Consider the following 23924-nt stretch of genomic DNA (forward strand, 5'->3'; position numbering starts at 1 on the left):
AAATCAGGCCGGGCGATGACCCGGCCTGTGAGATTAATACTGATTAAACATTGTCTGGATCTGTTTCGGATCTTTGGTCTGGGTCAATGCCAGTTGCAGCAGTACGCGGGCCTTCTGCGGGTTCAGAGAACCTGAGGCAACGAAACCGTACTTCGCATCATCGATTTCAGCATCCTGAGTGGTTGAGCCGGTCGGTACGCGGGAAGAACGCACCACAACCGTCCCTTTATGCGCGGCGGTCGCCAGCGTATCGAAGACGGTTTTGTACAGGTTGCCGTTACCCACACCGGCGCTCACAATCCCATCATAACCCGCATCCACCAGCGCTTTTGCCGGAAGATCTGACGCATTCGCGTAGTTATAGATGATACCGACTTTCGGCAGCGCGTTCAGTTTAGAAACATCGAATGGCGTGGAGGTGGTGTGCTTACGCGCAGGCGTACGCTGGTAGTCGATTTTGCCGTTATGAATGTAGCCCAACGGTCCGTAGTTCACAGATTTAAAGGTGGCCACATCCGTCGTATTGGTCTTGGTCACGTCGCGACCGTCAAGCACGGTGTCGTTCATCACCACCAGCACACCGCGATTGGCAGAGGCTTTATCCGCCGCTGTTACCACGGCGTTATAAAGGTTGAACGGACCATCCGCGCTCATTCCGGTAGACGGGCGCATCGCGCCAACCAGCACCACCGGCTTGTTGCATTTAACGGTCAGGTCGAGGAAGTAAGCCGTCTCTTCCATCGTGTCTGTACCATGGGTAATCACGAAACCGTCGGTGCTGTCACACTCGGTATTGATTTTTTTCGCCAGGGTTAGCCAGACGTCGTCGTTCATATCCTGTGAACCAATATTGACGACCTGCTCGCCTTTAACGTTGGCAATATCCTTAAGCTGCGGTACGGCTCTGACCAGATTCTCTACGCCGACCTTACCCGCCGTATAGTTGGATTTGGTTGCAGAGTCACCGCCGCCGGCAATGGTCCCGCCGGTCGCTAAAATAGTAACGTTCGGTAAGGCGAGCGCAGCACCGCTGAAGCCCATCACCAGTGCAGCGAGTACCGTTTTCCTGAAAAACTCCATGTTATTTCTCCAGTTACGTGAATTTGCCGCATTATCCCAATGCCAGAGACGAATAATGTGATTTCATCCAATTAACCAGATAAATGTATCTGCCAGATTGTTAAATTTAGAGGTGGATATCAAAACGAAGCAGAAAGGCAAAAGAAAATGGCACAGAGACGATCTGTACCATTGTTTTATATAAAAAAATTATTTAAGGGTGCTGACCAGCGCCTTGCGGTTATCTTCCAGCGTCACCACGCGGCTGCACACGTCTTTACCGAACTGCTGGAAATCTTTTTCCTGATTCTTCCATTCGTCCTGAATCGCCGTCTGTAGTCCGCCGAGGCTGCCAAGCACGCCCTGCAGCGGATTACCGCCGCCTTTCAGGACGGCTTTCGCACCCATTTCGTTGATGCTGTCCTGTAAAATGCCGCCCATCGCCTGGTTCACCAACTGCTGACCATCAGCACGAACCTGATCGATAGCCTTGTAGTGGAAGGTCAAACCGTCGGTACGATGCTCGATAATCCGGTTCATCTGCGCTTTCAACTGGGCATCCAGTTTCGTCAGACGACCCCGCATGTTGCTGCTCTCGCCGACTTCTTTGGCAATAATTTTATCCAGTGCCGCGCGCCCTTTTTCGACACGATTTCTGGCACCTTCATCAATCCACGGCAGCGCGCTGCGCAGTTCAGCCTGGTAATCTTTCGCCTGCTCGCGCTGTGCGGCGCTCAGCGTGTATTGCTTACCGTTAAACATCACGTTGCCATCCGGCGTGATCACCAGGTTGCCGTTTTCACCCTTCACCTGCACCGTCTGTGGGCTCAGAATCACATCGTCACGCGGCGTGACGCTGCACTGGTAGTCTGCATGAGCGGTCATCGCCGTTACAGAAAGAGCTGCCGCCAGCAGCGTTTTGCGCATCATAACTTTCCCTCAAGACAAATCGGGCCAGCAAATGCTGGCCCCGTATGCGTTGTTAGTCCCACCAAACGTCGAAAAGTTCGCTGGTACGCACTTCTTCAAGTTTTTGCTCTTCCAGCCACTTACGCACAATCGCCTGATGCTCTTCAGTGCATTTGCCGATTTCCTGCATGCAGATCAGACCTTCCCAGGCCAGATAACCGCTGCCGTCAAAAGCCAGCTTGTTCGGTTCAATAACGTCATTGATAAAATCATCAACGGTTTTATCAACCTGCTCTTCAGATGTGCCTTCCGGAAAACGCCATGCCACCGAAAACCCTAATTCCTGGAATTCGTCGATGTGCATTTTTTTACGCAGACGACGGCTACGGTTCTTTGCCATTATTTCACCCTCTCGAACATTAAGTCCCATACGCCGTGGCCAAGACGATGGCCACGTTGTTCAAATTTGGTTACCGGGCGCGATGGTGGGCGCGGTACATAATCGTTACTCTCTGACAGGTTTTTATACCCGTCAATGGAGGACATCACTTCAAGCATGTGCTCTGCATAAGCTTCCCAGTCAGTCGCCATGTGGAACACGCCGCCCAGCTTCAGTTTGCTTTTGACCAACTCAGCAAACGGCACCTGAACGATACGGCGTTTATTATGACGCGCTTTGTGCCACGGGTCAGGGAAAAAGAGCTGAACCATCGTTAAAGAATTGTCAGGAATCATTTTATGCAGTACTTCGACCGCGTCATGACACATCACGCGCAGGTTCTCAACGCCCTCTTCATGGGCCGACGCCAGACAGGCGCCCACGCCCGGTGAATGAACTTCAATACCGAGGAAATTTTGCTCCGCACGCGCTTTCGCCATCGCCACCAGAGAAGCCCCCATACCGAAGCCAATCTCAAGCGTGACCGGCGCTTCACGGCCAAACAACGTCGCGAAATCCACAGGTTCTTCGCTGAACTCAACGCCCATCACCGGCCAGTAGTTTTCCAGCGCGTGTTCCTGCCCTTTGGTCAGTCGCCCCTGGCGACGAACAAAACTACGAATCCGGCGCAGTGGACGGCCGTTTTCATCAAATTCCGGTGAGATGACGTCGTTTTTCATAAAAGTTAAGTCTGCTTGTGATTAAGGTCTGAAAACGGGCATTATCCAAAGTTAGTTGCCGGATGCAAGTAAAGGAAGCGGTCACGCTGCGGAAAGTTCCGGTTTACAGCCTGTTGCCTCTGTGCTGCAATCTTGCCCCCAACAATAATGAATTCGGTGTCCATGCAAGCGTCTCAATTTTCAGCCCAGGTTCTGGACTGGTACGATAAATACGGGCGAAAAACCCTGCCCTGGCAAATTGATAAGACGCCTTACAAAGTATGGCTCTCAGAAGTGATGCTGCAACAGACTCAGGTTACGACGGTTATCCCTTATTTTGAACGGTTTATGGCCCATTTCCCGACGGTGACCGATCTTGCCAACGCGCCGCTGGATGAAGTGCTCCACCTGTGGACGGGGCTCGGCTACTACGCCCGGGCGCGCAACCTGCACAAAGCGGCGCAACAGGTTGCCACACTGCATAAGGGCGTTTTCCCGGAAACCTTTGAAGAGGTGGCGGCGCTCCCCGGCGTCGGACGTTCAACCGCAGGCGCCGTGCTGTCGCTCTCGCTGGGTAAACCTTTTCCGATTCTTGACGGCAACGTTAAGCGCGTGCTGGCGCGCTGCTATGCTGTTAGCGGCTGGCCAGGCAAAAAAGAGGTTGAGAAAACGCTCTGGGATCTGAGCGAACAGGTAACGCCGGTGAAGGGCGTGGAACGTTTTAACCAGGCGATGATGGATTTAGGCGCGATGGTGTGCACGCGCTCAAAACCGAAATGCTCGCTGTGCCCGTTGCAGAACGGCTGTATCGCCTATGCGAACGACAGCTGGTCGCACTATCCCGGCAAGAAGCCAAAGCAGACGCTGCCAGAGCGGACAAGTTATTTTCTGCTGTTGCAACATCAGGATGACATCCTGCTGGCACAGCGCCCGCCGAGCGGACTATGGGGTGGCTTATTCTGTTTCCCGCAGTTTGCCAGTGAAGAGGAATTACGGGAATGGCTGGCACAACGGCATGTTAACGCTGATAATTTGACCCAACTTAACGCGTTTCGCCATACCTTCAGCCATTTCCATCTGGATATTGTGCCTATGTGGCTTACTGTGTCCTCATGCGGTTCATGCATGGATGAAGGCAACGCGCTCTGGTATAACTTAGCGCAACCGCCATCCGTTGGCCTGGCGGCTCCGGTGGAGCGTTTATTACAGCAGTTACGTACCGGTGCCCCCGTTTAACGCACCGGACGATGAAGAGGATGAGTTATGAGCAGAACGATTTTTTGCACTTTCCTGCAGCGTGAAGCAGAAGGACAGGATTTTCAGCTGTACCCGGGCGAACTGGGAAAACGCATTTATAACGAGATTTCAAAAGAAGCATGGGCGCAGTGGCAGCACAAGCAGACCATGCTGATCAACGAAAAGAAACTCAGTATGATGAACGTCGAGCACCGCAAACTGCTGGAACAGGAGATGATCAACTTCCTGTTTGAAGGTAAAGACGTGCATATCGAAGGTTATACGCCGGAAGGTAAATAACGCCTATAGCGCTAATTTTCCAGGCCCGATAAGCGCAGCGCCATCGGGCAATGCAAAGAAGCCGGAGGCGGCGTAAACAGCCTTGTCCGGCCTACGCGGGCACGATTCGTAGGTCGCTCAATGATGACGCTATCCGGTAAAATGGCACAACGACAAACACAACACGCACTCCCGGAATGATGAAAAAATTTCTCGCGCTTGCCGTTATTGCGCCGTTGCTCATCTCCTGTTCCAGCTCGACCAAAAAAGGCGATTCTTATAACGAAGCCTGGGTCAAGGATACCAACGGTTTTGACATTCTCATGGGGCAGTTTGCCCACAACATTGAGAATCTGTGGGGTTATCAGGAAGTGCTGATCGCCGGTCCGAAGGACTACGTGAAGTACACCGATCAATATCAGACCCGCAGCCATATCAACTTTGACGACGGGACCATAACCGTTGAGACCATCGCCGGGACGGAGCCTGCGGCGCATTTACGTCGCGCCATTATTAAAACGCTGCTGATGGGTGACGATCCCACCTCTGTCGACCTCTACTCTGACGTCGATGACATTCAGATCTCCAGAGAACCGTTCTTGTACGGTCAGGTGCTCGATCACACGGGACAACCCATCCGCTGGGAAGGCCGGGCCACGAACTTCGCCGATTACCTGCTGCAAACGCGGATGAAAAGCCGCAGCAACGGGATCCGTATGATTTTCAGCGTGACGATTAACCTGGTGCCGAACCACCTGGATAAACGTGCGCATAAGTACCTCGGCATGGTGCGCAAGGCGTCCCATAAATATGGCATTGATGAGTCGCTGATTCTGGCGATTATGCAGACGGAGTCGTCCTTCAACCCGTACGCCGTGAGCCGTTCCGATGCGCTGGGTCTGATGCAGGTGGTTCAGCATACCGCCGGGAAAGACGTTTATCGCTCGCAGGGCCGCTCCGGTACGCCGAGCCGCAGTGAACTGTTCGATCCGGCCAGCAATATTGATACCGGCACCGCATATCTGGCGATGCTCAATAATGTCTATCTGGGCGGAATCGATAATCCCACCTCGCGACGCTATGCGGTAATCACCGCCTACAACGGCGGGGCGGGCAGCGTACTGCGCGTCTTCTCCAGTGATAAAGTGCAGGCCGCGACGATCATCAACAGCATGACGCCAGGGGATGTGTACCAGACGTTAACCACGCGTCATCCCTCTTCTGAATCGCGCCGCTACCTGTATAAAGTCAATTCCGCGCAAAAAACCTATCGGCGGAACTGATTCCCCTCTTCCCCCGCTCCCGATAAAACGGTGAGCGGGTGAGTCAAGAAATCGTGACGACCATCACCCTTTAGCATTGCAAAAGGGAATTGTTTTGCAATTATTTGTCACAGGTAACAAAAAATCGCCCACAGTCATTGATAGAATCACATCATACAGCAACGGCATTTGTGCCAATCGAAACATCCATTCGCCTTATGGTGTGAGGAAATTAACATGAATCTTAAGCTGCAGCTGAAAATACTCTCTTTTCTGCAGTTCTGCCTGTGGGGAAGTTGGCTGACAACCCTCGGATCCTATATGTTTGTCACCCTCAAATTTGACGGTGCTTCTATTGGTGCAGTCTACAGTTCACTGGGGATCGCGGCGGTTCTGATGCCGACGCTTTTGGGTATTGTGGCGGACAAGTGGCTCAGTGCAAAATGGGTCTACGCCATCTGTCACGTGGTGGGCGCGATAACGCTGTTCATCGCCGCCGAAGTCACCACGCCGGGAGCGATGTTCTTCGTCATCCTGCTTAACTCGCTGGCGTATATGCCAACGCTTGGGCTTATCAACACCATTTCCTATTATCGCTTGCAGAACGCAGGCATGGACATTATCACCGACTTCCCGCCGATTCGTATCTGGGGCACCATCGGTTTTATCGTCGCCATGTGGGCCGTGAGTTTCTCCGGCTTCGAACTGAGCCATATGCAACTGTATATTGGCGCCGCGCTCTCTGTGGTACTGGTGCTGTTTACGTTGACCCTGCCGCACATCCCGGTGGCGAATCAGCAGAAGAATCAAAGCTGGACCTCAATGCTGGGTCTGGATGCTTTCGCGCTGTTTAAGAACAAGCGCATGGCGATCTTCTTCATCTTCTCGATGATGCTCGGCGCAGAACTGCAAATTACCAACATGTTCGGGAACACCTTCCTGCACAGCTTCGATAACAACCCGCTGTTCTCTGGAAGCTTTATCGTTGAGCACGCGTCGGTGATGATGTCGATCTCGCAGATCTCCGAAACGCTGTTCATCCTGACCATTCCGTTCTTCCTGAGCCGTTACGGTATCAAGAACGTGATGCTGATCAGTATCGTAGCGTGGATGTTGCGCTTCGGCCTGTTCGCCTACGGTGACCCGAGCCCGTTTGGTACCGTACTGCTGGTTCTGTCGATGATTGTCTATGGCTGCGCCTTCGACTTCTTCAACATCTCCGGTTCGGTGTTCGTTGAGAAAGAAGTTCGCCCCGAAATTCGCGCCAGTGCGCAGGGCATGTTCCTGATGATGACCAACGGCTTCGGCTGTATCCTCGGCGGCGTGGTGAGCGGGAAAGTGGTGGAGTATTACACTCTGAACGGCATTACCGACTGGCAAACCGTGTGGCTGATTTTTGCCGGCTACTCGCTGGTTCTGGCCTTTGCCTTCGTGGCGCTGTTTAAGTACAAACACGTTCGCGTACCGACCGGCACGCAGACCGTCGCACATTAATCTCTCTGCCGGATGGCGACGCTTTCGCGTCTTATCCGGCCTACAGCGAATACCAGGCCGGATAAGCGCAAACGCCATCCGGCATTCTCCTTCGATTACTTCAAAACATACCCATACAACCGCTTAATTCCGTCAGCATCGGTTTCACTGTAAACGCCCTGCAACTCCGGCGAGAACCCCGGCAGCATATTGACCCCTTCTTCCAGCGCCAGGAAATAACGCTGTACCGCCCCGCCCCACACTTCGCCCGGCACCACGCACAGCACACCAGGAGGATATGGCAGCGCCCCTTCCGCCGCGATACGGCCTTCGGCATCACGAATGCGCACCAGTTCAACATCACCGCGAATAAAAGCACTGTGCGCATCCTGCGGATTCAGCGCCACCGCCGGGAAGCTCTCCTGACGGAACATCGCTTTTTGCAGATCCTTCACGTCAAAGCTAACGTACAGATCGTGCATCTCCTGGCACAGTTCGCGCAGGGTGTAGTCGCGGTAGCGCACCGGATATTTATTGAAGATGGTCGGAAGTACCTCTGCAAGCGGGGTATCGTCTTCAATATGTTGTTCGAATTGCGCCAGCATCGCCGTCAAATGCGCCATCTTTTCCGGACTCTCGGCGGGCGTCAGCAGGAACAGAATCGAGTTGAGATCGCATTTCTCCGGCACAATACCGTTTTCGCGCAGGTAATGAGCCAGAATGGTCGCCGGAATACCAAAATCAGTATAACGCCCTGTCTGTGCATCAATGCCCGGCGTGGTGAGCAGCAGCTTGCACGGATCGACAAAATACTGGTCGTCGGCATACCCTTCAAAACCATGCCATTTTGCGCCCGGTGCAAAGCTGAAGAAGCGCCGCTCACGGGCAATTACCTCGGTGGGATACGACTGCCACGCCTGACCGTCAACGACCGGGGGAATGAACGGCTGAAGCAGCTTACAGCGATCAAGGATTGCCTTACGCGCCTCAATTCCCAACGTCACACATTCTGCCCACAGGCGTCGGCCGCTCTCTCCTTCGTGGATTTTGGCATTGACGTCCAGCGCGGCAAACAGCGGGTAGAACGGACTGGTTGAGGCGTGCAGCATAAACGCATTGTTCAGCCGCTTATGCGGGCAGAAACGCGCCTGGCCGCGAATGTGATTATCTTTCTTGTGGATCTGCGAAGTCTGCGAGAACCCGGCCTGCTGCTTATGCACCGACTGGGTGACGAAGATACCCGGATCGTTTTCATTCAATTCCAGCAGCAGCGGCGAACCGTCGGCCATCATCGGGATAAACTGCTCATAGCCAACCCAGGCTGAGTCGAACAGGATGTAGTCACAGAGATGACCGATTTTGTCGATCACCTGACGCGCGTTATAGATAGTTCCGTCGTAGGTTCCCAACTGGATGATTGCCAGTCTGAAGGGGCGTGGCAGCTCCGCCTTATCCTCTGCCACTTCACGGATCTGTTCGCGCAGATACGCTTCATCGAAGCAGTGTTCATCGATCCCGCCGATAAAACCAAACGGGTTACGGGCGGCTTCCAGATACACCGGGGTCGCCCCCGCCTGAATCAGCGCTCCGTGATGATTCGATTTGTGGTTGTTGCGATCGAACAGCACCAGATCGCCACGCGTCAGCAGCGCATTGGTGACCACTTTATTCGCTGCCGACGTGCCGTTCAGAACGAAATAGGTTTTATCGGCGTGAAAGACTTTTGCGGCAAACTTCTGCGCATGTTTGGCCGAACCTTCGTGAATCAACAGATCGCCGAGCTTCACGTCGGCATTGCACATATCCGCGCGAAAGACATTTTCGCCAAAGAAGTCATAGAAGTGACGTCCGGCCGGGTGTTTTTTAAAGAACGCACCGTGCTGATGCCCCGGACAGGCAAACGTGCTGTTCTTCATTTCCACATACTGCGTCAGCGTGTCGTAAAACGGCGGCAGAAGGTCTTCCTCATACAGACAGGCGGCTGATTCCAGCTCCAGCCACTCCTGCGCATTTCCGCTAATGAGCGCCGTCGCGCCTGCGGGTAGATCCATTTTCTCTTCAGTGAGAATAAAGACCGGCAGATGAAAGCCCGTACGTGTGAGCAGAGCAAGAATGCCGCTACGGCTATCGGCAACGGTCATGACGACCGCCGCGACATCGGTGAAGTCGGTACTGTCCAGCGCCACAACGCCGCGATGAGTAGATAAACGAGAGACCAGTTCACTACTGGCGGCAATGTTCATTGATTTCATAAGCGCAAAAACCCGTTTCGGGAGAATAAGAGTCCCGGACAAGGCTCAATGCCCTGCCCCACGAGATGTTTGGGTCAAACTGGTCACCAGCTCCGACCGCCAGACATCAGTAAAAGCAGACCGCTTCTGATTTTACTGTTGTCCTGCAGTGAGCATACGTTGCCCTCACCGCATGGTGAGTAAAAGGGAGGGAATAACGAGAAGGGGCAGCCATCGCGCTAAGCGGCGATGCGAAAGGTGATGTGAAGGTGTAGCGTTCATCCCGTGCGGCCCCAAACGGACTGGAGAAAATTCGCGCAATCATGGCACCTTTAACCAGGAGGGGCAAGATTTAATTCTTATGCACACTTGTTGCGGTTAAACAACACTGAAAATGAGAATCGGGTCATAATAATGCAATCTGACATAATAATTAACAGGAGCTAACGTGGTAATCGGACCTTTTATTAACGCCAGCGCCGTTTTGGTGGGTGGCGTTATTGGTGCCCTTCTTAGCCAACGTTTACCGGAACGGATTCGCGTCTCAATGACCTCTATTTTCGGTCTCGCGTCACTTGGCATTGGTATTTTACTGGTGGTCAAATGCGCCAATCTTCCGGTTATGGTGTTGGCAACGCTGGTCGGTGCGTTAATTGGTGAGTTTTGCTATCTGGAAAAGGGGATCAACAACGCCGTCGCGAAAGCGCAGACGCTCTTTATGCGCCCGGGTAAAAAGCAGCCCCATGAATCGTTTATCCAGAATTATGTCGCCATCATTGTTCTTTTCTGCGCCAGCGGTACGGGGATTTTTGGGGCGATGCGCGAAGGGATGACAGGCGATCCGAGTATCCTGATTGCTAAATCCTTCCTCGATTTCTTTACCGCCATGATTTTCGCCTGTTCGCTCGGTATCGCCGTTTCGGTTATCTCTGCCCCGATGCTGCTCATCCAGCTTTCACTGGCTACCTGCGCGGCGCTCATTTTGCCGCTCACCACCCCCGCGATGATGGCCGATTTCAGCTCGGTCGGGGGATTGCTGCTGGTCGCCACCGGTTTACGCATCTGCGGAATCAAAATGTTTGCCGTGGTCAATATGCTTCCGGCGCTGATCCTCGCCATGCCGATCTCCGCCGCCTGGACCGCGTATTTCGCTTGAGAATGCGTGCAATAACAGCAAAGTGGTGATAGATTGTGCAGTCTGCGTTGAATTGAAGAAATTTCGTTGACGAAATGAGGCGGATCGGTTTTAATGCGCCCCGTTGCCCGGATAGCTCAGTCGGTAGAGCAGGGGATTGAAAATCCCCGTGTCCTTGGTTCGATTCCGAGTCCGGGCACCACTTCTTCAGAGCCTGTTCGTTAAGAGATGAGATCCTTAACGGGCAAGACAGTAGTCCCCAGACGGCATGATGATGGTACTTGTGTTACCGCATCAGTTGAACACGGGACTTAAATCCAGAGGATGTTCGAACCATCCTCTGGATTTCTCACGTCCACAATTTACTTCACGAACGTATTTACCCTCAGATCTTCCCTGTGTCAATCTTTTGTAAAGCAAACATCCCTTTTTTTTCCATTTTTAATTTCATCAACTTAGATTTAACTTAAGATTAGTCTTATGCCGCATCCAGCTCCTCCAGCATGTCCCGGACCTTATCCAGGTCACTTTCAACATACTCCAGCGTGACCGCCGGCGTTGAATGACCCAGCAGGTCCTGTGCCATCTTCAGATTACGATCCGGCAAACGCATCAGGTTAGTCGCGATGGTGTGTCGGAATCTGTGCGGGCTGACTGTAAAACCGCATTCTCGTGAAAGTCGTCTGAAAAACGCGCGCAACGGCGGATAATCCATGTTGCTGCTGATTTCATTCTTCCGGCCATCAAAGCGAGAAAGATTAAACAACTGATCCTGCATCTTCGCGCCACGCTCAAGGGAAAGGTTATAGAGCCTTTCAAGTCTGGGTCGTAGGTTTTCAGTAATCGGAACCCGGTGTTCCTTATGGTTCTTGGAACCCTCAGGCCGGAGATTAATCCATCGGTGCTCAAAATTTACATCCTCCAGGCGAATGTGCAGCAGCTGGTTCTGGCGCATCCCTGTTCTCCGCAATGCATCCAGTACCGTTAACCAGAACCATGCTGGCCGTAAGGCGCTTTTTCTTAACTCCATCATACCAGTCCGTTCATCCTCTTCCCTCGCCTGCATGTGCAGATAAATTTTATTCATCTGCACATCAGTCAGTGTTTTTTTGCGTTTGACATCGGGTCGGGTAATTACCCCGTTGAAAGGATTTTCCCTCATCGTTACAAGCCCATTAACGATGGCGTGATTAAATATAGCGCGCATATGAGTCACTTTATTATTCCAGGTCGTTCTGCTCAGTCCTTCCTCATGGATAATTTTTCGGCGCCACGTTAAAACCAGCGTTTTATCAACCTGCTCAGGTGAAATACCTTCACCGCTAAAGGAAATGAATGATCTGACTACCTTCCTGTAGCTCCACTCCGTAGCCGGGCGCAAAGATTTACTGAAAAAATAATCATCCAGCACTTGTTCAAATGCATTGTTCATATTCACCTCGTATATTGTTATTCTGACTTAAGCAATAGTATTAATTTCTTCGTGCAAGCCATACGCTGTCCGGTGGACAGGTTCCTTTTCTGTAAATAATGTCAGCGCTCAGCATGTATCCTGACATTTTGGTGTAACGACCGCTTTTGTCCGGCGTATCGTATTTATGGTAATGCCAGAGGCCTTTACCATTTCGTGAATAATGAACGTTCAGAGCTTCAAAGCTTTTTTGTAACGCTGATTTATCCAGTGACTCGTTTGTATTCAGCGATAAATATTTAAAAAAACACTCAGGTGAAACAATGAATACAAACTGAGCAAGAATATGTGCAAAACTCTCGCCCTCATTGACACTAACCGTACCGTCATGGATTGAGGATTTCAGCCAGTCCAGAAACTTTTCTCCTGGAGTGCCAGATTCCATCCCGACTAGCGAAAACTCTTCAGAAGAAGTAGTTTCAACCTTCGCTTCAACAACAGGTGCACCAGAGCCCGACATCTGGTCAAGCACGCTAAGAAGTTCTGCGGTTGATACCGACTCATCCGGGACAGTGTCATCACCTGTTCGTTCATCGGATGACTGCGTATCATGATTATCAAATGCCGAAAGCAACGTAACCTGACCGGTAACATCCTTGGCAGCATAATCACCTGTCTGGTTAGTATCGTAACCTATTGATGCATTGTTAATTGGCTCTGGAACCGGTGTTATATTTTTGTGACTGGACGTTTGATGCATATCGTCGTCTATTAAATTTGGGATATTGTTTGTTCTGGATTCTTCCTCCCCTTCCTCCCCTGTGGTGATCACCTTATCGCTTTCAGAGGGGCTTGCTGTACCAGAAACGGTTCCTGATTTATTGGCAACGCTGGCAAGCGCATCGCTGATGATGCTGTTGAGAATTCCAGACTGAGCTTTTTGTCCGCTGAGGTACAAAAATAGCGCACCTGAAATCGCCGGCCAGCGTTGAAGCCAGATAGCCGCAGCATCCGGGATGAGTTTACTGGCAATGTACATTCCGTTCATTGAAGCCGTTCTCCCCTGCCGGGGACGCACCCGCCAGTTTGCACCGGGTATTTCCATCCCCGGACACCAGGCTTTTCCGTTCGCCAGGCTCCCTTCAATCTGCGACAACCAGTCAAGATGATGAAAAAGCCCAGCCCAGAACACTGCGCATATCCAGGCTGGCCCCTGCTCTGCCTGCTCCTCAGGCGTCGCTCCCGGAGGTAACATCATACCGCGTACCAGCCTCACGGCACTTGCGGCCACGGATAAACTGAGGTCAGTAAAGCCCCCTGGAGTGGCGAACGGCCCCGCCCAGGCTGCCGGTACTTCCTGAACGCGAGCGGCCATTTGCTCTAAGGGTTTTAGCCAGAATTCGTCAAAGGCAGACTGTGACAGTGGGCAATTTTCCCGCAACATCCGGACGAACTTCTGTCGCTCCGCAGTTCCCAGTAACAACTGACCGGACAGTACGTTCCGGAACCCTCCCGCTTGCGCCGGCTGCACGGATGGCCTTACTGAGTGTTCCGTTCCGACTGCCAGCCCAAGGCCTGTTAACCATTTCAGTCCACGCATAACCACCCCATAACCAGATTCCGAATTGACGCTACGCTATGGAGACGGTTGTATTTTGCAAGTCAAAAGCCTTAGTTCCTGATTAAACAAAACGAACTTGCATTAATCCTTAAAGGCCGGTTCACAGTTTTCAGATGAAGAGAATTAATCAGCATGCTTCCTTAAGCGCCATCAGAAATCTGAGGGAAGCGACAGAAATGCAAAGATTAGTAGTCTCTGGAATTATCCTCTGCTGGGGTCTTGTGAGTTACGGGCTCATCGCTCTGATTACGGGGTATCAGGATGGGATGGTGTATCTCTGGGGGCTTGTTTTGCTATCCCCTTTTTCTCTGAGAGTGGTGAACTGGATGCAGCGCAGACTCATCAACCAGCCCTGCATCCTGAGCTACCATAAGCGCAGCTCAAGGATATTCGTGCATCTGTCGCCAAACCAGCCAACCGTCAGTATTTCATCCGAACGTGTGGCCTGGTTCTGGAATGGAGTGCTAACCAGTATAGAGGACGCTCTCAGTGGCAGAGAAAACACCATCGTGATTGCCTCCCATCTCCTCACCTCTTATCGAATTAAACGTATCAGAAGGCATCTTCAGATTCAGGCCGGACATTACCGAAGCCATGTCATACATGTCCCCTTCACACCCGCTGCGCGTGCAGTTATGCAACTGGAAATTCTTCTTGCACAGTGGCGCTGGCGTGTACCGTCCAGAACGTTATGGCCCGTTCTTGTCATACGAAAAACTTTCAATCCGGAAAAATAATTTCCCCTGTTTTGATTTTTCACCTGTTGTCACACTGGCTACATCAATGTAGTCGATCTGAACGATCGATTTTCATCGTTATACATCCACTCTGGTGCGCGGTAACGTATCCACAGTGGATACAATAATTAATAACTTAAGTCGAATTAATGTATTAGCCAACACCGGGAAATGATATGAACCGTCTGAACATCACCTCCATCCTTGCCAGTATCATCACTGAACGGGATGAAAATATGCAGCAGCTGGTAGCCCAGCTTTCGGACGGAAAGAAAACGTCTGGCAGCCCTATTGCAATACGTTTTAAACCAGCTGTCAGGGATTTCGTCACACTGGTATCAGGACGCCTGGGTATTTCATCAGCTGAACTGGTCAATATTCTCGTCGAGGGTATCATGCGCGAGACGCTTATCCCCCGACAGGCTGTGATCACACATATCCACGAACGGTTCTGGCTGCTGATGGATGAGCACCGCCTGTCGGTACTGGACGTGGCTCGCCTGCTCTCGGACTGGAATATCGGTCTGAGCGTTCTGGAAAGCCGTGAAAGAACGATGGATTACTTAACTGCACCTTTGCTGAAACAGCTATCTGACTGGTTCTGTGTAAGTACCAGATGGCTGGAAGGAAGTGATCCCCGGCCAGTGTACCTGACCGCTTTCAGCGAATGGATGCAGGTTGCCATGATAATTAAAAAAAGAATTCAGGAATATACATCTGACGACAACCTGACCCGTCCTGACATATTCCTGGTCAGAGAGAATCAATACACCTCAGGAGATATCAAAGACGAATCCGGACATGTTTTCATTTTTATTCGGCGCTATAAAACCGTTAATAACACAACAATTCGTGTAGTTGAATGTATCGGGCACTGTCCATCTTCAGGTGCTTATAAAACACAACTTAATTCATTTCTGAGCATGAGCAACATTCTCTTCAGAGCGCATATTCTCAACAGTTTCGACACATTTTATGCATCCGGTTATTTACTGGATGCGCTGAGAGAAGGAAAGATACTTCCGGCCGCTGCACTGTGGGAGATTCAGAAACTTCAACGAACAGAGTCAGGTAAGTTTTCTCAAAATATTTGGACCGAAGAGGAAAGAGAACCTTTTCTTTTCCCTGAGGAATTTATAACACCAGAATGGAGTAAATTTGTTAGCCAAATAACAGCCCTCAATATTAAGTGAAATAACCAGTCAGACACATTGTTTTATTGGTGCGCCAGCGCCAGGGGTTTTTTTTGCCTTAAACACCATAAACGACAAAGGATATAAATGATGAAAGCTTCAATTTCAATGATTACACGCTGCGTTTCCCTTGCTCTTCTGGTTTCCGCAGTGCCATCGGTTAATGCTGCGACGAACTGGATGGAGGCACGCGGTGATGCTATGGGTGGCACCGGCGTGGCATCCGCGCACTACGGTACAGCTGCTCTGTCTAACCCTGCTCTGTTAACTACGTCCGGACCAACCGATGATTTCAGCCTGGTGCTGCCATCGATGGGCGCCCAGGTCTCTGACCCGGATAAAACCGTGGATAAAGCGGATGATGTTAAGGACCTCTGGGATCGTTTCGACAGCGCCGTCGCTAATCAGTCCGGTGTCAGCGAAAGCGCCGCGGCACTCAAGAGTAAGCTTCAGGATTTGAAAAACACACATGCGAACGGCCAGGTCGGGGCTTCAGTTATTGCAACTGTGCCGAACCAGACACTACCGTTCGCCGTTGTGGTGAAATCATGGGGTACTGTCTCTGTCGATGGTAAGGTCAGCGATCACGACCTGGAATACCTCGACAAGGTCGCCGATGGCACAATCCCCCCTTCTGCAGTGGATACTGACTCACTTACGTCAAGAGCCTACGGTCGTGCGGCTGTGATCACCGATGTCGGCGTGGCCATGGCGCATGAGTTCGAAACTGCAGGACATGCCTGGTCCTTTGGTATCACACCAAAATACCAGCGCGTTGACCTGTTTAACTACAACGTTTCCGTCAGTAATTTTGACAAAAACGACATTGACTCCAGCGAGTACCGCAATACCAAAACCGGTTTTAACGCCGACGTCGGTCTGTCCACAAACCTGAACGATAACTGGACTCTCGGTCTGGCCGTACAAAATATCATCCCCCGCTCAATCGATACCAAAGAAGTAAATGGTGAAAAGGGAACGTTCAAGATTAAACCGCAGGCCACTGCCGGCGCCTCATGGCACAACAGCTTCATCACAACCGCGCTCGATGTCGACCTGACTGAAGCGAGTGGTTTCACCAGTGATAATAAGCGTCAGTTTGCAAGTCTGGGTGCCGAGATTAATGCCTGGAACTGGATGCAGGTGCGTGCGGGTTACCGCCAGAACATGGCTTCCGGAGAAGGCAATGCTTTCACTGCCGGCCTGGGGTTCTCTCCGTTTGATGTGGTTCACCTGGATATCACGGGCATCGCAGGCACTGATCGTACCTACGGGGCGGTTGCACAACTTCAATTCACTTTCTGATCCAGCAAAATGAAGGGGCTGTTTACTGACAGCCCTGGAAGTCCTCAGGAGAACACTATGAAAAAACTCATTCTTTGCTCAGGTATCTCTTTTGTACTTATGGCTCTTGCGGGGTGTAGCCAGAACCAGCTCAATCAGTTTCAGCAGCAACTGTCAGATGTCAGCACAATGATATCACCTGGAGAGCAGCATACTTCTGACAAACAGGCTGAACGTAATGAGATTACCCAGGCATTCAGCCTGCCAGTCGGCGTAGATACTGCTGCACTACGCCTGAAGCAACATTATGGTTTTCCCTCAGATGAAGATGTTTCAGCAGCAAGAAACAATGGCCAGGGAAATGCTGGCTGGTCAGCATCGGCAATTTCAGAAGGTGCCAGTTGGTCAGCCCAACCTGGGTCTTATTATCGCATGAGCCGGAACTGGGCAGCTAATGATCGCCTGACAATAGAAGTCACAGGCGATGCTAAACGCAGCAACGTGACCGCAATTTATCGTTCCTCCAATCCGGAGCATCTTAAACCTGAATGGACCGCGCGCCTGTGGAAACAAATTCCGGAAGTCGCACGCGGTACGAAGGTTAGTCGGGAGGTCGGGCAATGAGCAAGTCACCTTCTCCACGGCCGCAGGAGACTGATATGTCCAGTTTACCAACTGGTGAAAATATCAAAGCCATTGAAAAGCTAATTAGCGATGCCTCAGAGGTTATTGCAAAACGCGAGCGCTCAGTCAGACGTGCAGAACGAAATCTGGAAATAGCCGAAGACCACCTTGCAGACCTGGAAAATCAGAGAGATGAACTCGTCATAGCGAGCTGGGGAGATGTTCCTAATTGGCATGGAATATTTAGTATGAGTGAGGATGCCTCAACTACCATGCGAGCATACCGTGATAAATGGGTCGGTACGATCGCAGGTCTGCGTCTAACTGCCTTCGGCAATATTTATACCGGACAGTCAGTTTACGGGATCGGTTTCACAACAAAGTCTGAAGAAGAACTGGAGCAAACTGAATCGCCACGGGTTTAACAGACACCTCAGAGTCATTTAAGATGGCTTAAAGAGAGGTGCCCATGAGCGGTAAGCGTTATCCCGAAGAGTTTAAAATTGAAGCAGTCAAACAGGTTGTTGATCGCGGTTATTCTGTTGCCAGCGTTGCAACACGTCTCGATATCACCACCCACAGCCTTTACGCCTGGATAAAGAAGTACGGTCCGGATTCTTCCACTAATAAAGAACAGTCAGATGCTCAGGCCGAGATCCGCCGTCTTCAGAAAGAGCTGAAGCGGGTTACCGACGAACGGGACATATTAAAAAAAGCCGCGGCGTACTTCGCAAAGCTGTCCGACTGAGGTACGCCTTTATCCGTGACAACACCTGTTGCTGGCCTGTTCGCCTGCTCTGTCGGGTGCTGGATGTTCATCCCAGTGGTTTTTACGCCTGGCTTCAGCAGCCGCATTCACAACGCCATCAGGCAGACCTGAGACTGACAGGACAGATTAAACAGTTCTGGCTGGAATCGGGATGCGTCTATGGTTATCGCAAAATCCATTTGGATCTGCGGGACAGCGGGCAACAGTGCGGAGTGAACAGAGTCTGGCGACTGATGAAACGTGTCGGGATAAAGGCTCAGGTCGGATACCGGAGCCCGCGGGCACGTAAAGGCGAGGCCAGTATCGTGTCGCCCAACAGGCTCCAGCGACAGTTCAATCCGGATGCTCCGGATGAGCGTTGGGTAACGGACATAACCTACATCAGGACCCACGAAGGCTGGCTGTATCTTGCCGTGGTTGTTGATCTGTTCTCACGCAAAATTATCGGCTGGTCCATGCAATCCCGGATGACAAAGGACATTGTCCTGAACGCACTGCTGATGGCTGTATGGCGGCGTAATCCCCAAAAACAGGTGCTGGTTCATTCGGATCAGGGCAGTCAGTACACAAGCCATGAGTGGCAGTCGTTCCTGAAATCACACGGCCTGGAGGGCAGCATGAGCCGTCGCGGTAACTGCCATGATAATGCGGTTGCAGAAAGCTTTTTCCAGTTGTTGAAACGCGAACGGATAAAGAAAAAGATCTACGGAACGCGGGAAGAAGCCCGCAGCGATATTTTTGATTACATCGAAATGTTTTATAACAGTAAGCGTCGGCATGGTTCTAGCGATCAGATGTCACCGACAGAATATGAAAACCAGTATTATCAACGGCTCGGAAGTGTCTAGATTATCCGTGGCGATTCAAACAGTCCAGATGGTGGAGTTTGTTCTGCCGTACCTTATTGCTGATGAGCGAAAAGAAAAATCATTAATGATTTATAACTACCCCGCGGTGGACTGCTACCACAGCTTCGTTTTTAATATCGAAACAGGTACATATGGCATCGCCACAGATCGCTTTATGTCACGTCAGGAAACGATGGAGTTTCCCTCACTGGAATTCGCACTTCGTCATCTCCAGGCAAACACCTTAATAGACGATGTAGATAAACGGAAAAGCCTGAACGATGAGGTGACGGAATGAAAGATGTGTACTGGGTAGTCGAAGCCAACGGGAAGGAAATTGGCGCTATGACACTGGATGAGTTTGAAGACATCCAAAAGTCCGTGAAGGCAAACTGGTTGAACAGGATCGTTGCCGTTATCAGGTTTTTCTTTTTCCCTGCATATAAGAAAACAGGCCTGTATTTGCCTGAAATTGAAGAGGAAGTAAAAGCACTTTTGCAGGTCAGAACTGATGCTCCGCTAACCATTAAATTCGTTCGCGGAGAAATGCCATCTCAGATAAGACTACTATAACGGCCAGTAGCAAGATGCTGCCTCATCAACCATTCAATCTCTATACCCAATAAAAAAGCCCCCGGGAGGGAGCTTTTTATTATTCAGGCGGCCTGATTCAGGACATGACGTAAACGACCGGGCCAGTTGCCCTGGTAATGCGCAAACGTATGCAACACACGACGGCGTTCATCGCAAAGAGAGTTGCCAATAACCACTTCACCTGGCACTCCACACAGCGTTAACTGAATATAAGCCATCCCCGCAGCCAGCGGATCGATATCAGTAGCTGAAACCCACAAATACCGGTGTGGTGAATAACCGGCATCGCGCAGCACAGTGGCAAATGCGAGCACCATACATCCTGCGCCACAGGCTGGCTCCGCCAGGGTAATAAAAGGCTTGTCCGCAAAATTATCAGCAACGTTGCCGAGTTGCATGCGCGCCATCATGATGCCCACATCCCATGGGGTAAAAAACTGACCACGATATTTATCACCCAGTTCGAGCTGCATGAAAACCTGTCCAAGAAAATCCCCCGGTGAATCATCCAGCCCATTGACAACATGGGCCAGCAATTCTGCCATACGGACTACATCCTTCTTTTCATAACGTGCAACTATGTGTAGATATTTCTGCTCCCGCTTTTCGCAGAAACTGAGGGCATTCTGAAGAGCAATAACGCTGCAACTGATGAAGTCTTCAAAAACCTGATGTCGATGGTGATAACGAGCAGTCTGGTTGAAAAGCGAAATGAACGCCTTTTCATGGTTTATAAGATTTTTCATGCATGTCTCCTTTAACGGGAAACACGCCCCTGACGGGGAAACAGTGTTTCCCGTCAGGGTGAAAAAAAGCCACAACAAGTGTTGTGGCCAGTATGTTGAACCGGTTAGCCCGGGTTATCCTGGTTTAGTGTCAGGCCCGAATGCTCCCGTATTGTGCCGCTGGCGCCGCATATGGCGTTACCGCTGTGGTTTCCGTAGAGACAAGGTACATTCTTGCTGTTTCACCGTTGCTCAGTTGCTGCATTTCTTCCGGCCAGGGGCCACTGTCAACGTGATCACCGCGGTCAAAACAGTTATATCCGGAAAAACCTTCATCCACTGATTTCCAGTAATGACGGATCTCACAGTCAAACAGCTCTGACATCTCACCCATAACCTCTCCAGATGGCGGGTACCAGGGGGTATCGAACGTCAGTAATATCGTGCCCAGTGATTCACGGCTCCAGTTGGCTTTATGACCAGCCGGGAACTCCACACCATACAGCTGCGTGTAAAGATCTGCAGTTGTGTTAAGCCCCCGGAACAAACCACTGTTACCGTTCAACTCAGTTGCAAGACGTGACGGCATTATCATCAGCATATCGCAGGGACAACTCGCGGCCGGCATTATACTGAGCCATTCCCAACGCTCCTGCGGATCGAACTGTTCCCCGAAGCTGGCAACACCAAACCAGTCAGCATAGTGAACAGCCATCAACTGGGACATTATCTGGCGCGATGAAACTGGAATACTCTCCCATTTAAGTGTTTCCAGGCCGGACTGAACCCAGATCTTCTCCATACGTGCAATAGTAGCGCTGTCGAGCCACGCATCCTTTTCCATTAATTCCAGGAAATGCTGGAACGCCTGGTTTGCCGAAGTAGAAGCCCCCGTACCGGCGGCCGTAAGCATCGGATAAGCAGTAAACTCTGTCGCTTTTGTTGGCTTAAGTATCCCGGCACATCCAGCAAGAAACAGCTTTATGGCCTGCCGTATGGCATGTCGATAACGCGGAGTTTCAGTGCCGGCAATCCAGGACTGCATCACGTCAATACAAACAGATTTCGCAGTGATTTCCAGACGGTTTTTGCACCATGAAAACATAGTTATTACTCCTCTTTAGTTTAGACAGAGGGCATCTCCCTGAGGAGATACCCTCAGGGGATGCTGATGACCAGGGCCATCAAGTTTATTGTTAAGCAGCCTTGTTCTGTTCCGGTTGTCGGTTCAGTGGCTGCAGTAAAAATTCCGACGCTTCCCGGGCAAACCGGCAGGCGCGGAAAAAGGCTTTTTTATCGTCACGAAGTACCTTCAGCCAACTGGCCAGATAGCTTTCATGTTGAACATCACCGTAAATACCCAGCTCTGCACAAAGAAAAGCACTGCCGGTTTCGGCAATAAGCTCCTCAAAGGCGTAAACCGGATCACCGAATTTTCGCGAAGAAGATGTTATCCCTTCACGGCTAAGGCGGCGGCTGTGGCCGGTTGCATGAACCAGTTCATGCAGTAGCGTGGACCAGTAATCAGCTTCAGAATTAAACTGCGAAGTCGTAGGCATCACAATTCGATCGGTTGATGGCTGATAATACGCCCGGTTTTGTCGGTACGATGTGCAAACCACACCGGTTGCATTCAGTACTGACAGTACCTGCCCCTGTTGTTGTTCACTGAGTATGGAATGCCGCTCCTCTTCTGCCTCTGTTGGCGGCATGCCGGCAACAGCATCCGGCAGTCCATCACACTGGGCGACATTGAAAAGTTGCAGCGGCTTCAGCATCGCAAGCGACTCCATGACGGGATTACCGTCTTTATCGAACAGCTTGTTATCGTTGCCATCCGTCGCCTGTTTCTCAAACGGTTTGTAGATAATGGCCATCGAGCTGGTTTCACCCTTGCGCACCTGACCACCCACGGCTTTCGCCTGCTGGTATGTCAGCCATCGATCGGATGGAAATCCCCGCTCTTCAGCAGACATCCACAGCAAGGGTATATTCACTCCGCTGTAATGGCGGCCGGTTGTGGCATTCACCGGTAACGCGCTGCCATGTACGTTCTGTGCAGAACGCCACGGCCGGCGCCACGGTGGAACCCCTTTTCCCAGGGCAGCAATGATTTTGTCGGTGACCTGCTGGTAAAGATCGGCTTTCTGAGCCGGCGCGGCCTTACGGCCGCGAATGGATTTGTTCATAAGGATGCAACCTGTAAAAAAGGGCGCATCCTCCCCGGGGGCGGAAGAATGCGCCACCGGGAGTGGAAAAAAGTCAGAGATAGTCAGTAATACAACCTAACGGCGGGTTGCCGCGTAACGGAAAGAGCCATCAGACATCACCTCGCTGACGCTGCTGCGCACGCTGCGAACCGCACTCTCAAATATCGCGCGATCAGCAGGTTTTGCCCGTTTACAGTCGAGACGGATTACCCTGTCAAGCACATACAGCGCCTGCGAGCGCCAGCTCAGACGTTCCGCATTCCCCACACAGGCAGGTAAATGCCGGAGAGACTGATCGTAGAGCCAACGAATATTGCTGCGATATTCCTCCACCAGGACATACACCTTTTCTGGCGGACGGGTCTCTTTACGAATTGTCATACCAGTCCCCAGTGGACCGGCCGATGGCATCATAAAAAGATCGTGGTGTTCGGTCAGAACGGCGTCGAATTTGCTCTGCTCCATAAAGGTCTGAAAAGCGTATTCCTTCCCGGGAATTAACAGGTCTGCATTTTCCGACCAGTTTGCATCTTTCGAGGGATTACAACCTTCCGCCCATGCCCTGAGCCATTCGCCGGGGTTTCGGTCATCCGGAACCCGGATGTATATACCAAGGTTCTTTTCAAGCAGCAGTGGCCTTTGCATACCGCCCTGCTGTGATAAAAGAGGGCGTAATTCGGTTGAGGTAAAGCGAATCATCAGGACTCCTTAAATTAATAAGGAGGAGACTTCCCCTGGAGGGAAGGTCCCTCCGGGAAGTGTTAATCAGTCAGAACTGATTCAGTCGAAACGGTAACGCAGCCAGGCCATCTGCTGCGCCATCTGCCGTCCCGCCCGTAAAGCCTTACGTGCGGAGGCAAACTGACCGGCGCTGGCCAGTTGCTGATACTGCCAGTCACGCGAACTGTAGCCCGTTCTGCGTGAAATGATGGCGGTAAAACCCCCTTCAGACTGAACGACCTCGGCGCGGAAACTGCTGTGACCGCTACGGTTGGTGAACCATTCGGCCTGCTGCTGCCGCATTGCTTCTGAAATGCGGCTGAGGACGCGCGTGGTATGGGTGATAAACAACAGTATTATACTGCTCATGGTTTTCTCCTTAGTTAATGCGGAGAAAACCATCACCGCAGATGCAGGGAGGTTGTCCCCGCATGGGTTGGTACATCAGTTATAAGCTGGCTTCATTCAGAAAACACAACCACCTCCGTATGGAGAAAGTCCCCATA

Annotated in this window: 23 protein-coding genes, 1 tRNA gene and 2 pseudogenes; 14 read left to right on the plus strand and 12 right to left on the minus strand. The window is 51.4% G+C overall.

Annotation, left to right across the window (positions count from 1 at the left end; genetic code table 11):
* Positions 1 to 33: 33 nt before the first annotated feature.
* The 4 genes from ansB to trmB form a co-directional block, all read right to left on the minus strand.
* On the minus strand, positions 34 to 1080 hold the full coding sequence (ansB, locus tag GBC03_26130; protein QFS73446.1) for an L-asparaginase 2: 1047 nt from the start codon (positions 1078 to 1080) through the stop codon (positions 34 to 36).
* A 189-nt stretch (positions 1081 to 1269) separates the two neighbouring features.
* Positions 1270 to 1989 carry a DUF2884 family protein gene (locus GBC03_26135; protein ID QFS73447.1) on the minus strand — a complete coding sequence of 240 codons (720 nt, stop codon included), beginning with the start codon at positions 1987 to 1989 and terminating at the stop codon, positions 1270 to 1272.
* A gap of 52 nt (positions 1990 to 2041) precedes the next feature.
* Entirely contained in the window at positions 2042 to 2368 is a 327-nt protein-coding gene (locus GBC03_26140) for a DUF469 family protein (GenBank protein QFS73448.1), read from the minus strand.
* Positions 2368 to 3087: a tRNA (guanosine(46)-N7)-methyltransferase TrmB gene (trmB, locus tag GBC03_26145; GenBank protein QFS73449.1), complete on the minus strand. Its 720-nt coding sequence runs from the start codon at positions 3085 to 3087 to the stop codon at positions 2368 to 2370. The genes GBC03_26140 and trmB overlap by 1 nt, the downstream gene beginning before the upstream one ends.
* 162 nt (positions 3088 to 3249) lie before the next feature.
* Between trmB and mutY the strand changes: the two genes are divergently transcribed.
* The 4 genes from mutY (at position 3250) to GBC03_26165 (ending at position 7337) form a co-directional block, all read left to right on the plus strand.
* Positions 3250 to 4302, plus strand: coding sequence for an A/G-specific adenine glycosylase (gene mutY / locus GBC03_26150; GenBank protein QFS73450.1), 1053 nt, complete (start codon positions 3250 to 3252; stop codon positions 4300 to 4302).
* A 27-nt stretch (positions 4303 to 4329) separates the two neighbouring features.
* Positions 4330 to 4602: an oxidative damage protection protein gene (locus GBC03_26155; GenBank protein QFS73451.1), complete on the plus strand. Its 273-nt coding sequence runs from the start codon at positions 4330 to 4332 to the stop codon at positions 4600 to 4602.
* A gap of 179 nt (positions 4603 to 4781) precedes the next feature.
* Entirely contained in the window at positions 4782 to 5864 is a 1083-nt protein-coding gene (gene mltC / locus GBC03_26160; protein ID QFS74132.1) for a membrane-bound lytic murein transglycosylase MltC, read from the plus strand.
* A 216-nt stretch (positions 5865 to 6080) separates the two neighbouring features.
* Positions 6081 to 7337, plus strand: coding sequence for an MFS transporter (locus GBC03_26165; protein ID QFS73452.1), 1257 nt, complete (start codon positions 6081 to 6083; stop codon positions 7335 to 7337).
* A 95-nt stretch (positions 7338 to 7432) separates the two neighbouring features.
* Here the strand turns inward: GBC03_26165 and speC are convergent, their stop codons facing one another.
* Positions 7433 to 9568, minus strand: a complete 2136-nt coding sequence (speC, locus tag GBC03_26170) for an ornithine decarboxylase (GenBank protein ID QFS73453.1) — start codon at positions 9566 to 9568, stop codon at positions 7433 to 7435.
* Between the two features lie 427 nt (positions 9569 to 9995).
* Here speC and GBC03_26175 point away from each other — a divergent pair, with 427 nt between their 5' ends.
* Both GBC03_26175 and GBC03_26180 read left to right on the plus strand, forming a co-directional pair.
* On the plus strand, positions 9996 to 10703 hold the full coding sequence (locus GBC03_26175; protein ID QFS73454.1) for a DUF554 family protein: 708 nt from the start codon (positions 9996 to 9998) through the stop codon (positions 10701 to 10703).
* Positions 10704 to 10808: 105 nt separating this feature from the next.
* Positions 10809 to 10884, plus strand: a tRNA-Phe gene (locus tag GBC03_26180).
* Between the two features lie 276 nt (positions 10885 to 11160).
* Here the strand turns inward: GBC03_26180 and GBC03_26185 are convergent.
* Both GBC03_26185 and GBC03_26190 read right to left on the minus strand, forming a co-directional pair.
* Complete coding sequence (locus GBC03_26185; protein QFS73455.1) at positions 11161 to 12114, minus strand: tyrosine-type recombinase/integrase; 954 nt, start codon at positions 12112 to 12114, stop codon at positions 11161 to 11163.
* Positions 12115 to 12154: 40 nt separating this feature from the next.
* Positions 12155 to 13693, minus strand: a complete 1539-nt coding sequence (locus GBC03_26190; GenBank protein QFS73456.1) for a hypothetical protein — start codon at positions 13691 to 13693, stop codon at positions 12155 to 12157.
* A 290-nt stretch (positions 13694 to 13983) separates the two neighbouring features.
* On the opposite strand from GBC03_26190, the gene GBC03_26195 reads away from it, so the two are divergent.
* From GBC03_26195 to GBC03_26230, 8 genes and pseudogenes are all read left to right on the plus strand, one after another.
* Positions 13984 to 14451, plus strand: coding sequence for a pili assembly chaperone (locus GBC03_26195; GenBank protein QFS74133.1), 468 nt, complete (start codon positions 13984 to 13986; stop codon positions 14449 to 14451).
* A gap of 176 nt (positions 14452 to 14627) precedes the next feature.
* Entirely contained in the window at positions 14628 to 15644 is a 1017-nt protein-coding gene (locus GBC03_26200; protein ID QFS73457.1) for a hypothetical protein, read from the plus strand.
* An 87-nt stretch (positions 15645 to 15731) separates the two neighbouring features.
* Entirely contained in the window at positions 15732 to 16949 is a 1218-nt protein-coding gene (locus GBC03_26205; protein ID QFS73458.1) for a type IX secretion system membrane protein PorP/SprF, read from the plus strand.
* Positions 16950 to 17006: 57 nt separating this feature from the next.
* Positions 17007 to 17552, plus strand: coding sequence for a hypothetical protein (locus GBC03_26210; protein QFS73459.1), 546 nt, complete (start codon positions 17007 to 17009; stop codon positions 17550 to 17552).
* Positions 17553 to 17587: 35 nt separating this feature from the next.
* Positions 17588 to 17959: pseudogene (locus GBC03_26215) on the plus strand (hypothetical protein).
* A 62-nt stretch (positions 17960 to 18021) separates the two neighbouring features.
* A protein-coding gene (locus GBC03_26220) for an IS3 family transposase (protein ID QFS73460.1) occupies positions 18022 to 19169 on the plus strand; the annotation gives its coding sequence in 2 pieces (ribosomal slippage) (positions 18022 to 18259 and positions 18259 to 19169; 1149 coding nt in all).
* Positions 19170 to 19185: 16 nt separating this feature from the next.
* A pseudogene (locus GBC03_26225) lies at positions 19186 to 19467 on the plus strand (hypothetical protein).
* A complete protein-coding gene (locus tag GBC03_26230; GenBank protein QFS73461.1) occupies positions 19464 to 19742 on the plus strand; it encodes a hypothetical protein in 279 nt (92 codons plus the stop codon). Before GBC03_26225 ends, GBC03_26230 begins: the two are co-directional and overlap by 4 nt.
* A gap of 83 nt (positions 19743 to 19825) precedes the next feature.
* On the opposite strand, the gene GBC03_26235 is transcribed toward GBC03_26230, so the two are convergent.
* From GBC03_26235 to GBC03_26255, 5 genes are all read right to left on the minus strand, one after another.
* On the minus strand, positions 19826 to 20509 hold the full coding sequence (locus tag GBC03_26235; protein ID QFS73462.1) for an SAM-dependent DNA methyltransferase: 684 nt from the start codon (positions 20507 to 20509) through the stop codon (positions 19826 to 19828).
* Between the two features lie 130 nt (positions 20510 to 20639).
* Complete coding sequence (locus GBC03_26240; GenBank protein ID QFS73463.1) at positions 20640 to 21593, minus strand: DUF1281 domain-containing protein; 954 nt, start codon at positions 21591 to 21593, stop codon at positions 20640 to 20642.
* Positions 21594 to 21684: 91 nt separating this feature from the next.
* A complete protein-coding gene (locus GBC03_26245; protein QFS73464.1) occupies positions 21685 to 22677 on the minus strand; it encodes a DUF1738 domain-containing protein in 993 nt (330 codons plus the stop codon).
* Between the two features lie 96 nt (positions 22678 to 22773).
* The gene (locus tag GBC03_26250; protein QFS73465.1) at positions 22774 to 23397 is read right to left on the minus strand and encodes a hypothetical protein; all 624 of its coding nucleotides are present in this window, start codon (positions 23395 to 23397) and stop codon (positions 22774 to 22776) included.
* Positions 23398 to 23478: 81 nt separating this feature from the next.
* Positions 23479 to 23787, minus strand: coding sequence for a hypothetical protein (locus tag GBC03_26255; GenBank protein ID QFS73466.1), 309 nt, complete (start codon positions 23785 to 23787; stop codon positions 23479 to 23481).
* Positions 23788 to 23924: the final 137 nt, after the last annotated feature.

The organism is Citrobacter telavivensis (genome assembly GCA_009363175.1).
GTDB classification, from domain to species: domain Bacteria; phylum Pseudomonadota; class Gammaproteobacteria; order Enterobacterales; family Enterobacteriaceae; genus Citrobacter_A; species Citrobacter_A telavivensis.

What these genes read in the sequence shown, in the direction of transcription:
- ansB (QFS73446.1), bottom strand. Translation starts at nt 1,080, where the DNA reads ATGGAGTTTTTCAGGAAAACGGTACTCGCTGCACTGGTGATGGGCTTC.
- GBC03_26135 (QFS73447.1), bottom strand. Translation starts at nt 1,989, where the DNA reads ATGATGCGCAAAACGCTGCTGGCGGCAGCTCTTTCTGTAACGGCGATG.
- GBC03_26140 (QFS73448.1), bottom strand. Translation starts at nt 2,368, where the DNA reads ATGGCAAAGAACCGTAGCCGTCGTCTGCGTAAAAAAATGCACATCGAC.
- trmB (QFS73449.1), bottom strand. Translation starts at nt 3,087, where the DNA reads ATGAAAAACGACGTCATCTCACCGGAATTTGATGAAAACGGCCGTCCA.
- mutY (QFS73450.1), top strand. Translation starts at nt 3,250, where the DNA reads ATGCAAGCGTCTCAATTTTCAGCCCAGGTTCTGGACTGGTACGATAAA.
- GBC03_26155 (QFS73451.1), top strand. Translation starts at nt 4,330, where the DNA reads ATGAGCAGAACGATTTTTTGCACTTTCCTGCAGCGTGAAGCAGAAGGA.
- mltC (QFS74132.1), top strand. Translation starts at nt 4,782, where the DNA reads ATGAAAAAATTTCTCGCGCTTGCCGTTATTGCGCCGTTGCTCATCTCC.
- GBC03_26165 (QFS73452.1), top strand. Translation starts at nt 6,081, where the DNA reads ATGAATCTTAAGCTGCAGCTGAAAATACTCTCTTTTCTGCAGTTCTGC.
- speC (QFS73453.1), bottom strand. Translation starts at nt 9,568, where the DNA reads ATGAAATCAATGAACATTGCCGCCAGTAGTGAACTGGTCTCTCGTTTA.
- GBC03_26185 (QFS73455.1), bottom strand. Translation starts at nt 12,114, where the DNA reads ATGAACAATGCATTTGAACAAGTGCTGGATGATTATTTTTTCAGTAAA.
- GBC03_26190 (QFS73456.1), bottom strand. Translation starts at nt 13,693, where the DNA reads ATGCGTGGACTGAAATGGTTAACAGGCCTTGGGCTGGCAGTCGGAACG.
- GBC03_26200 (QFS73457.1), top strand. Translation starts at nt 14,628, where the DNA reads ATGAACCGTCTGAACATCACCTCCATCCTTGCCAGTATCATCACTGAA.
- GBC03_26205 (QFS73458.1), top strand. Translation starts at nt 15,732, where the DNA reads ATGATGAAAGCTTCAATTTCAATGATTACACGCTGCGTTTCCCTTGCT.
- GBC03_26210 (QFS73459.1), top strand. Translation starts at nt 17,007, where the DNA reads ATGAAAAAACTCATTCTTTGCTCAGGTATCTCTTTTGTACTTATGGCT.
- GBC03_26230 (QFS73461.1), top strand. Translation starts at nt 19,464, where the DNA reads ATGAAAGATGTGTACTGGGTAGTCGAAGCCAACGGGAAGGAAATTGGC.
- GBC03_26235 (QFS73462.1), bottom strand. Translation starts at nt 20,509, where the DNA reads ATGAAAAATCTTATAAACCATGAAAAGGCGTTCATTTCGCTTTTCAAC.
- GBC03_26240 (QFS73463.1), bottom strand. Translation starts at nt 21,593, where the DNA reads ATGTTTTCATGGTGCAAAAACCGTCTGGAAATCACTGCGAAATCTGTT.
- GBC03_26245 (QFS73464.1), bottom strand. Translation starts at nt 22,677, where the DNA reads ATGAACAAATCCATTCGCGGCCGTAAGGCCGCGCCGGCTCAGAAAGCC.
- GBC03_26250 (QFS73465.1), bottom strand. Translation starts at nt 23,397, where the DNA reads ATGATTCGCTTTACCTCAACCGAATTACGCCCTCTTTTATCACAGCAG.
- GBC03_26255 (QFS73466.1), bottom strand. Translation starts at nt 23,787, where the DNA reads ATGAGCAGTATAATACTGTTGTTTATCACCCATACCACGCGCGTCCTC.